Origin of the sequence: Sporosarcina sp. P7, from assembly GCF_002743425.1 — a bacterium.
GTDB lineage: Bacteria > Bacillota > Bacilli > Bacillales_A > Planococcaceae > Sporosarcina.
This window is the reverse complement of sequence record NZ_PDZF01000022.1, coordinates 21769-30938: the sequence shown is the minus strand read 5'-3', so window position 1 is coordinate 30938 and position 9170 is coordinate 21769. Positions and strand designations below refer to the sequence as shown.

The 9170-nt window shown below is 45.9% G+C and carries 6 protein-coding genes; all 6 read right to left on the bottom strand.

Going from position 1 to position 9170, the window contains the following annotated elements; translation table 11 throughout:
* Nucleotides 1–560: 560 nt before the first annotated feature.
* Nucleotides 561–3818, bottom strand: a complete 3258-nt coding sequence (icmF, locus tag CSV60_RS15010; protein WP_099637540.1) for a fused isobutyryl-CoA mutase/GTPase IcmF — start codon at nt 3816–3818, stop codon at nt 561–563.
* 68 nt (nt 3819–3886) lie between these two features.
* Nucleotides 3887–4504 (bottom strand): TetR/AcrR family transcriptional regulator, encoded by a 618-nt coding sequence (locus CSV60_RS15005; RefSeq protein ID WP_099637539.1) that lies wholly within the window; start codon nt 4502–4504, stop codon nt 3887–3889.
* Between the two features lie 15 nt (nt 4505–4519).
* On the bottom strand, nt 4520–5659 hold the full coding sequence (locus CSV60_RS15000) for an acyl-CoA dehydrogenase (RefSeq protein ID WP_099637538.1): 1140 nt from the start codon (nt 5657–5659) through the stop codon (nt 4520–4522).
* A 245-nt stretch (nt 5660–5904) separates the two neighbouring features.
* Nucleotides 5905–7041, bottom strand: coding sequence for an acyl-CoA dehydrogenase (locus CSV60_RS14995; RefSeq protein WP_099637537.1), 1137 nt, complete (start codon nt 7039–7041; stop codon nt 5905–5907).
* Nucleotides 7042–7073: 32 nt separating this feature from the next.
* A complete protein-coding gene (locus CSV60_RS14990; RefSeq protein WP_099637536.1) occupies nt 7074–7925 on the bottom strand; it encodes a 3-hydroxybutyryl-CoA dehydrogenase in 852 nt (283 codons plus the stop codon).
* Nucleotides 7926–7940: 15 nt separating this feature from the next.
* Nucleotides 7941–9131 (bottom strand): acetyl-CoA C-acetyltransferase, encoded by a 1191-nt coding sequence (locus CSV60_RS14985; RefSeq protein ID WP_099637535.1) that lies wholly within the window; start codon nt 9129–9131, stop codon nt 7941–7943.
* Between the last annotated feature and the right edge of the window lie 39 nt (nt 9132–9170).

The window sequence follows — 9170 nt, the reverse complement described above, 5'->3', positions numbered from 1 at the left end:
CGTACTTCCAGAATACGTAAAGTCATGTATTTTAAGGAATGCATACTGCGGATACATGCAGAAAAATATTTTTTGGTCATACTTAGAACGCGATAAACCTTGTCACTATCGTATTTCCAAGAGGGAGTCGCCCCCTCCTACGCTCCAATCCCTTGCAATGTAAGTAGGTGACACTTTTTGTTGTCCATTGAAATAAGTCTTGTAATGGATTTTGAACTTCAATCCTAGAATCTAAAGAGGTTAAGACAATACAATAATTCACACACCACCTACAGTGAGTGATCTAAGCACCCGTACAATCAACGTAGGATGGAAGCAGAAGTTGGCGGCTCCCGATGGATCAGCTCGATCAGGTGAGACAACTAAAGGAACGTAGTAACTAGTTGGCTCACCGCGAGCCCATGGGAAAGCGTCCGCCAACTGGAGCTTCTATCCCATCGCACTCACAAATTCACTCACTATTCCAAAGCTATTGCTTTTAAACTTAAACGAGTACTAACCCATAAAAAAAGGATGCCGCCAGAAGTGATGGCTTCTGTGACATCCCCTCTTTGGATGTGTTACATATTACGGCGGTACTGCCCGCCTACTTCGTATAGTGCGTTCGTAATTTGTCCGAGACTCGCTACTCGCACAGTCTTCATCAACTCAGCGAATACATTACCTCCCGTAATCGCTACTTCCTGAAGATCAGCAAGTGCTTGCCCTGCTTCGTCAGCGTGCTTGGCTTGGAATGCGCGCAAGTTGGTAATTTGGGACTCTTTTTCTTGTTGTGTCGCACGTGCCAACTCCATATTATCGATATCTTCCTCAGATGGCGGATTCGGATTCAAGTAGGTATTGACGCCGATGATCGGTAGCTCCCCTGAGTGCTTTTTCATTTCATAATACATCGATTCTTCTTGGATCTTGCCACGCTGGTACTGCGTCTCCATAGAGCCTAGCACACCGCCACGGTCGTTCAGTCGGTCGAATTCTTGCAATACCGCTTCTTCTACGAGACTTGTCATTTCTTCTATAATGAAAGCCCCTTGAAGCGGATTTTCGTTCTTTGACAAGCCGTGTTCTTTCATGATAATCATCTGGATCGCCATCGCGCGACGAACAGATTCTTCTGTTGGTGTCGTAATGGCTTCGTCGTATGCATTTGTGTGAAGCGAGTTACAGTTATCTTGCAACGCCATTAATGCCTGCAATGTTGTGCGAATGTCGTTGAAATCAATTTCTTGAGCATGCAAACTACGGCCAGATGTTTGGATATGGTATTTCAACTTTTGGCTGCGTTCATTCGCTCCATATTTGTCTCGCATCGTAATCGCCCAAATTCGACGTGCCACGCGACCAATTACCGTATACTCTGGATCAAGACCATTGGAAAAGAAGAACGATAAGTTCGGTGCAAAGTCGTCGATATGCATGCCGCGGCTCAAGTAATACTCCACATACGTGAAGCCATTTGCGAGTGTGAACGCAAGCTGTGAAATCGGATTCGATCCCGCTTCTGCGATATGATAGCCAGAAATCGATACGGAATAGTAATTACGAACTTTTTTATCAATGAAGTATTGTTGGATATCACCCATTAGACGCAATGCAAATTCTGTAGAGAAAATACAGGTGTTTTGCCCTTGGTCTTCTTTCAAAATATCCGCTTGTACTGTTCCACGGACCGTTTGGAATGTCATTTCCCGTACTTCAGTGAACTCTTCGACAGAAAGTGTTCGTCCAAGTTCTTGTTCTTTTTTACGTACTTGCTGATCGACTGCTGCATTCATGAACATCGCTAGGATAATCGGTGCCGGTCCATTGATTGTCATAGACACAGAAGTCGAAGGCGAGCAGAGATCGAAGCCGTCATAGAGCTTCTTCATATCTTCGAGTGTACAAATACTCACGCCTGATTCGCCAACTTTTCCGTAGATGTCAGGACGTTCATCGGGATCTTCTCCGTATAATGTTACAGAGTCAAACGCTGTGGATAAACGTTTTGCGTCGTCATCTTTTGATACATAGTGGAAGCGACGATTCGTACGTTCAGGTGTCCCTTCCCCAGCGAACTGACGGCGCGGATCCTCGCCTTCGCGTTTGAATGGGAAGACGCCTCCAGTATACGGGAATGAACCCGGAACGTTCTCGCTGTATACAAAGCGTAGAATTTCACCATAATCTTTGTATGGCGGCAACACTACTTTCGGAACTTTCAAGCCAGATAGACTGACAGTATTGAGCGTCGTACGGATTTCTTTATCGCGTATTTTCACCACATATTCATCCTGCTCGTAAGATTCTTTCAAAGGCCCCCAGTTTTTCAAAGCACGTTTCGATTCGCCTGTTAATTGCTCTTCAACGCCTTCTTTCAAGCTATTCAATGATTCTAGTAATGCTTCGTTAGAATCTGCTTCTTTCACTGCTTCGATCGCACCTTCTAGTTGGAACATGCGACGTGCCAGTTCTGCTTGCTGTTTCGATTTCGCATGGTAATTACGAATCGTCGACGCGATTTCACGTAAATAGTGGCTACGGTCAGGTGGAATAATCACGGTTTGCTTTTGATTCGTCACGAAGTCTGTGTAACTTGTCGTCCAATCAGAATCCGTTGCGTTGTTGAGTTTTTCAACAAGCGCTGCAAAAAGTGTGTTGGTGCCTTTATCGTTAAACTGGCTTGCAATCGTGCCATATACAGGCATCGTTTCAAGATCATGATCAAATAGCAAATGACTACGTTGATATTGTTTGCGCACTTGGATCAATGCATCTTCCGAACCTTTTCGCTCAAATTTATTAATCACAATTAAGTCGGCAAAGTCGATCATATCAATTTTCTCAAGCTGTGTCGGCGCGCCAAATTCACTCGTCATCACGTACATCGAAACATCAGAGACATCCGTAATACGTGCATCCCCTTGCCCAATTCCGCTCGTCTCTACAATAATCAAGTCATAGCCAGCTGCTTTTGTGATATCCAGCACGTCATGGATAGCCGTTGTTAGCTCTGAACGTGATCCGCGCGTTGCCAGACTGCGCATGTAGACACGATTATTAAAGATCGCATTCATACGAATCCGGTCACCGAGTAACGCTCCGCCGGTTTTTTGCTTCGTTGGATCTACGGAAAGGATCGCTACTCTTTTGTCAGGGAACTCACGCAAGAAACGACGTATTAATTCATCCGTCAATGAACTTTTACCTGCTCCACCTGTACCTGTAATCCCTAGTACTGGCGTTTGTTTGGACATGGCCCGTGCACGATCGAGTAATTGCTTCGTCGCTTCGTCTTTGTTCAAATGATTTTCTTCTACGTACGTGATTAAATTTGCTAGAATACCTGGTGTTTCTGCTGTCAGTTGTTCAAGGTTGGCCTCTTCGCTTTCGGGAGTCGTGGAGAAATCCGATAGTTCCATGATTTTATTGATCATGCCTTGTAGACCTAGTTTTCGACCGTCTTCCGGTGAAAAAATCCATTCGATGCCGTATTCATGCAACTCTTTGATTTCTTTTGGGATGATGACTCCTCCACCACCACCGAATATTTTAATATGGGAAGCGCCTCTTTCCTTCAGTAAGTCATACATGTATTTGAAATACTCCACGTGACCACCCTGGTAGGAGGACATCGCGATTCCTTGCACATCTTCTTGAATGGCAGCGTTTACAACTTCTTCAACAGATCGATTATGTCCGAGATGAATAACTTCCGCTCCGGTTGCTTGTAATATTCTGCGCATGATATTAATCGATGCATCATGCCCGTCGAATAAACTAGATGCCGTTACGAAACGAATATGGTGTTTCGGTTTATAGATTTCCTCAGTTACCATTTGCCTTCCACCTTCCGTACATGCTGACCACCGCCACGAATATTTTCATGGCGGAGTCCTCAAGTTATTTACTTCTCCAAACCTTTGATAATTTGATCAGTTTGTACTTTCGTATAGTGTTCTAACGTATATGGTTTGCGCAAAGCCCATCTTCTGAATGACCACATTTGGCCGGATACGAGGATGTGGTGTGCGATCAGTGATACTTCATCCGGTCCGATGCGTAGATTCCCAGCTTCCATGCACTTACGAATGATTGTCTCAAATTGCTCGACCATTTCGAGTTCTTTAGTGAGTACATAACGAAGCGCTTCGCTCGGTAACGATTTTGACTCTTGGTACATGACGAGGAACTCATCCGACATTTGATCGATGACTTCGTAATACCGTGCAATCGCCACACGTAGCCCTTCTACCGTGTTGTCATTGTTATCGAGCTCAGACAAACGAACTTTAACTTCATCATAAATATTGTCACAGACAAGATACAGGACATCTTCCTTTGTCCGAATATACTCGTATAATGTGCCAATACTGAAGCCCGCCTCTTTGGCGATTTCACGTGTAGTCGTTCGGTGAAATCCTTTGTCGATAAATAATTTCACAGCGCCGCGGCTAATCTGTGCACGTCGCTTCTGAACAAGTTCTTCATCTTTGACGGTAGATTTCACTTCATGTTTTGGCATTGCCTAGACCTCCTGTTATTTCGTCAGCATACGAGATATGACGAGACGTTGAATTTCTTGTGTACCTTCATAAATTTGCGTAATTTTCGCGTCACGCATATAGCGCTCCACGGGATAATCTTTTGTATAACCGTAACCACCGAATACTTGAACGGCCTCTGTTGTGACTTTCATCGCTGTGTCACCAGCCATTAGTTTCGCCATAGCCGACGCTTTACCGTACGGCAGGTCGTTCGATTCGAGCCACGCTGCTTGATACGTCAACAGGCGAGATGCTTCTGTCGCCGTTGCCATATCCGCCAATTTAAAGCTAATGCCTTGGTTGGCAACGATGGGCTTGCCGAATTGTGTACGTTCTTTTGAGTAATCGACAGCAGCGTCAAGCGCGCCTTGTGCAATCCCTACTGCTTGAGCAGCAATTCCGTTACGTCCGCCATCAAGTGTTTTCATTGCGATAATGAACCCCTCACCTTCTTCTCCAAGAAGATTTTCTTTCGGCACGCGACAGTTATCTAATACGACTTCTGTTGTCGGTGAAGAACGAATCCCCAGTTTCTTCTCTTTCTTCCCTACAGAGAATCCTTCAAATGTACTTTCTACAATGAATGCGCTTGTTCCTTTGTGTTTAGATTCCGGATCGGTTACAGCAAAGACAATATACGTGTCAGCAATCCCGCCATTTGTAATGAAGATTTTCGAGCCATTTAGCACGTAGTCGTCACCGTCAAGCTTCGCTGTAGTTTTCATGCCACCCGCGTCTGATCCTGAACCCGCTTCTGTTAGACAGTATGCACCCATCTTCGTACCTTCCGCAAGTGGGCGTAAGTATTTTTGTTTCTGTTCTTCGTTACCGTATTTGAATAGCGGCCATCCTGCTAGAGATGTGTGTGCAGACAAGACGACGCCTGTAGATGCGCAAACACGCGATAGTTCTTCTACAGCAATGACGTAGGCAAGGTAGTCGCTACCAATGCCGCCGTATTCTTCTGGCCATGGAATGCCCGTGAGTCCAAGTTCGGCCATCTTGTGGAAGATGTCCATGTCGAATGTTTCGTCTTCGTCTCGTTGTGCTGCAGTTGGCGCTACTTCATTTTGTGCAAAGTCGCGTACCATCTTTCTAATCATTTCATGTTCTTCTGATAATTTAAAGTCCATTTTTCTCCCACCCTTTTATATGTTTGGTTAATGAAATTTTAGTTTTGAAGAAGGAAAGCTTGAAATTGGTTTGCGGTTTATGGATCACGCGCCGCAGCTTGCGCTGACCGCGCCAAAGGTGTTGCTAACCGCGCCATTCTGTAGCTAGACCGCGCGATTGTCTACGAGAACCGCGCGATTCATTGGAATAACCGCGCCAAAGTACGGCAGAACCGCGCAATGCGCTCCCCTATGCGCTTCTAGCTTTAGTTTGTTAGATGTTTGGCGATGACTACTTTTTGAATTTCGCTTGTACCTTCGTAGATTTGGCATACTTTCGCGTCGCGGAAATAACGTTCGACTGGATAATCCTTCGTGTAGCCGTAGCTGCCGAATACTTGGACGGCTTCTATGGAGTTATCTACCGCTGCTTGTGATGCGAATAGTTTGGCTATGGAGGCTTCTTTGCCGCATGGTTTGTTTTCTGAGCGTAACCAAGCCGCGCGGTAGACTAGTAGTCGGGCCGCTTCTGTTGCGGTAGCCATGTCGGCTAGTTTGAATCCTATGCCTTGATTGACTGCGATGGGTTTCCCGAATTGTTCGCGTTCTTTTGCATAGGCAACGGCAGCTTCTAGTGAGGCTTCCGCTATGCCTAGTGCTTGAGCGGCGATGCCGATTCGGCCGACGTCAAGGTTGGCCATGGCGATTTTGAAGCCGCCACCTTCTTCACCTAGTCTATTTTCTACTGGCACTTTCATATTGTCGAAGCTCAGCGCGACGGTCCGCGAGCCGTGTAGGCCCATTTTCTTTTCATCTTTACCTATAGATAATCCCGGTGTGTCACGGTCGACGATAAATGCAGTGATACCATACGTTCCTTTTTCAGGAGCAGTGTTAGCAAACACAATGTAGACGTCCGCTTCCCCACCGTTTGTGATGAACATTTTGGAACCATTAACGATGTAATGGTCGTCGACTCGCTTCGCTCTTGTTTTCAATGAACCTGCATCTGATCCAGACGATGCCTCTGTCAGGCAAAATGCACCGAGGTATTTACCGGACGCCATTTTCGGCAAGTAGCGATTCTTTTGTTCTTCCGTACCAAAGTAGAGGATCGGATTCATTCCAACAGAAGTATGGACAGACAATACGACTCCCATGACAGCACTGACTTTTGATAGTTCGTGGATCGCGATGATATATGACAAGAAGTCCATCTCTGAACCCCCATACTGTTCAGGTGCTGTAATTCCCATCAATCCGAGCTCACCCATTTTTTCAAGTAGTTCACGTGGAAATTCCCCATCTTCCATCCGTGGAATCCAAGGTTCGATCTCGTTTTTTGCGAAATCACGAACCATTTGGCGCATCATTAGTTGTTCTTCTGTTAATGTAAAGTCCATACTTTTCACCTCTTGCTTTCAACTTAATTCATTTATTCATATGAATAGAAACCGCGTCCTGTTTTTTTACCGAGCCAACCTGCTTTGACGTATTTACGTAGCAACGGGCATGGACGGTATTTTGAGTCGCCAAATCCTTCATACAATGTTTCCATAATGTACAGGCACGTATCCAGTCCAATGAAATCTGCTAGCTGCAGAGGCCCCATTGGATGATTCATCCCCATTTTCATAACGTCGTCAATCGCTTCTTTTGTCGCGACACCTTCATACAATGTGAAAATGGCTTCGTTGATCATCGGCATCAATACACGGTTCGCAACAAATCCTGGCGCGTCGTTCACTTCAACCGGTGTTTTGTTGAGCTTTTTTGTCAGATCTTCGACCGCTTCGTAGACATCGTCATCTGTTGCGAGTCCGCGAATGACTTCAACAAGTTGCATGACTGGTACCGGATTCATGAAATGCATGCCAATTACTTTACCTGGACGTTTTGTAGCCGCAGCGATTTCCGTGATAGGTAACGAAGATGTGTTCGTTGCCAAGATGGTATGTTCCGGTGTGATTTCATCTAACTCTGCGAAAATCTTCGTTTTGATTGCCATATTTTCAACTGCGGCTTCGATGACGATATCGGCATCTCTCGCATTTTTCATATCTAGTGATTGTGTGAACCGACCGAGGACTGCATCTTTCTCTTCCTCCGTCATACGTCCTTTTTCCACGTTGCGTGTTAAGTTTTTCGTGATGACTTTAAAACCTCGATCGTATGCTTCTTCATTAAGATCGTGAAGAGTGACTTGATAGCCTGCCTGTGCACAGACTTGAGCAATTCCTCCGCCCATTTGTCCTGCGCCGATTACAAATACTTTTTCAATTGTCATCTACAATGCCCCCGGTCAGTTAGTATTTGGTACTTCGATCATGATCGCATCTCCTTGGCCGCCACCTGAACAGATAGCTGCGATACCGATTCCACCACCGCGACGTTTTAGTTCATTCGCCAATGTTAGGACCACGCGCGCTCCGCTTGCCCCAATTGGGTGTCCTAGTGCGACTGCGCCTCCATTGACGTTGACTTTTTCTTCGTCCAGTCCAGCGATTTGTGAGCTTGCGAGCGCAACGACTGCGAATGCTTCATTAATTTCGTATAGATCAATGTCTTCTGCAGTTTTCCCTGTTTTCTCAAGCAACGCCTTGATGACATGACCTGGTGTTTCAGGGAAACGCTCCGGTTCGATCGCTACTTCCGCGTGACCTAGAATCACAGCAAGCGGTTCCTTGCCTTGTTTTTTCGCTTCATCTTCATTCATTAACACGACAGCACATGCACCGTCGTTGATGCCAGGTGCGTTTCCAGCCGTGATACTACCGTCTTTACCGAACGCTGGGCGTAGTTTTGCCAACGATTCAAGTGAGCTGCCTCGACGTGGGCCTTCATCTTCCGTCACAACGACTGGATCACCTTTACGTTGAGGAATGCTGACCGCAACGATCTCCTCTGCGAATAGTCCTTTATCCATCGCTTCAAGTGCACGTTCATGACTACGTAATGACCATTTGTCCTGTGTTTCACGGCTTACTGAAAAGTCATTTGCTGTGCTATTTCCGTACGTACCCATATGAACATTGCCCGGCGCGAATGCACAAGTTAGTCCGTCGTATATCATGCCGTCCACTAATGTGCTATCGCCCATTTTCAAACCTGAGCGGACATTTGCATAATACGGTGCATTGGTCATCGACTCCATACCGCCAGCAACGATCGTTGTCTCATCTCCGAGTCGAATTAGCTGGTCGGCCAGTGTGATACTACGCATTCCGGAAGCGCATACTTTGTTGATCGTTTCCGTTTTGACGCCGTATGGAATGCCACCTTTGACAGCTGCTTGACGTGATGGAATCTGACCTTGCCCCGCTTGTAATACAGTCCCCATGATTACTTCATCCACTTGATCGCCTTGTACGCCAGCACGTGCCAATGCTTCTTTGATCGCAATGCCGCCTAGATCACTTGCTGTTTGTGATTGCAATACACCGCTTAGTTTTCCAAATGGTGTTCTAGCACCTTGTAAAATAACTGTTCTCATCTTCCCATTCCCCCTATTTGTGTACTGACTGAACGCTCG

Coding starts and splice junctions, on each gene's coding strand:
- CSV60_RS14995 (WP_099637537.1), bottom strand. CDS start 7,041: ATGGACTTTACATTAACAGAAGAACAACTAATGATGCGCCAAATGGTT.
- icmF (WP_099637540.1), bottom strand. CDS start 3,818: ATGGTAACTGAGGAAATCTATAAACCGAAACACCATATTCGTTTCGTA.
- CSV60_RS14985 (WP_099637535.1), bottom strand. CDS start 9,131: ATGAGAACAGTTATTTTACAAGGTGCTAGAACACCATTTGGAAAACTA.
- CSV60_RS15005 (WP_099637539.1), bottom strand. CDS start 4,504: ATGCCAAAACATGAAGTGAAATCTACCGTCAAAGATGAAGAACTTGTT.
- CSV60_RS14990 (WP_099637536.1), bottom strand. CDS start 7,925: ATGACAATTGAAAAAGTATTTGTAATCGGCGCAGGACAAATGGGCGGA.
- CSV60_RS15000 (WP_099637538.1), bottom strand. CDS start 5,659: ATGGACTTTAAATTATCAGAAGAACATGAAATGATTAGAAAGATGGTA.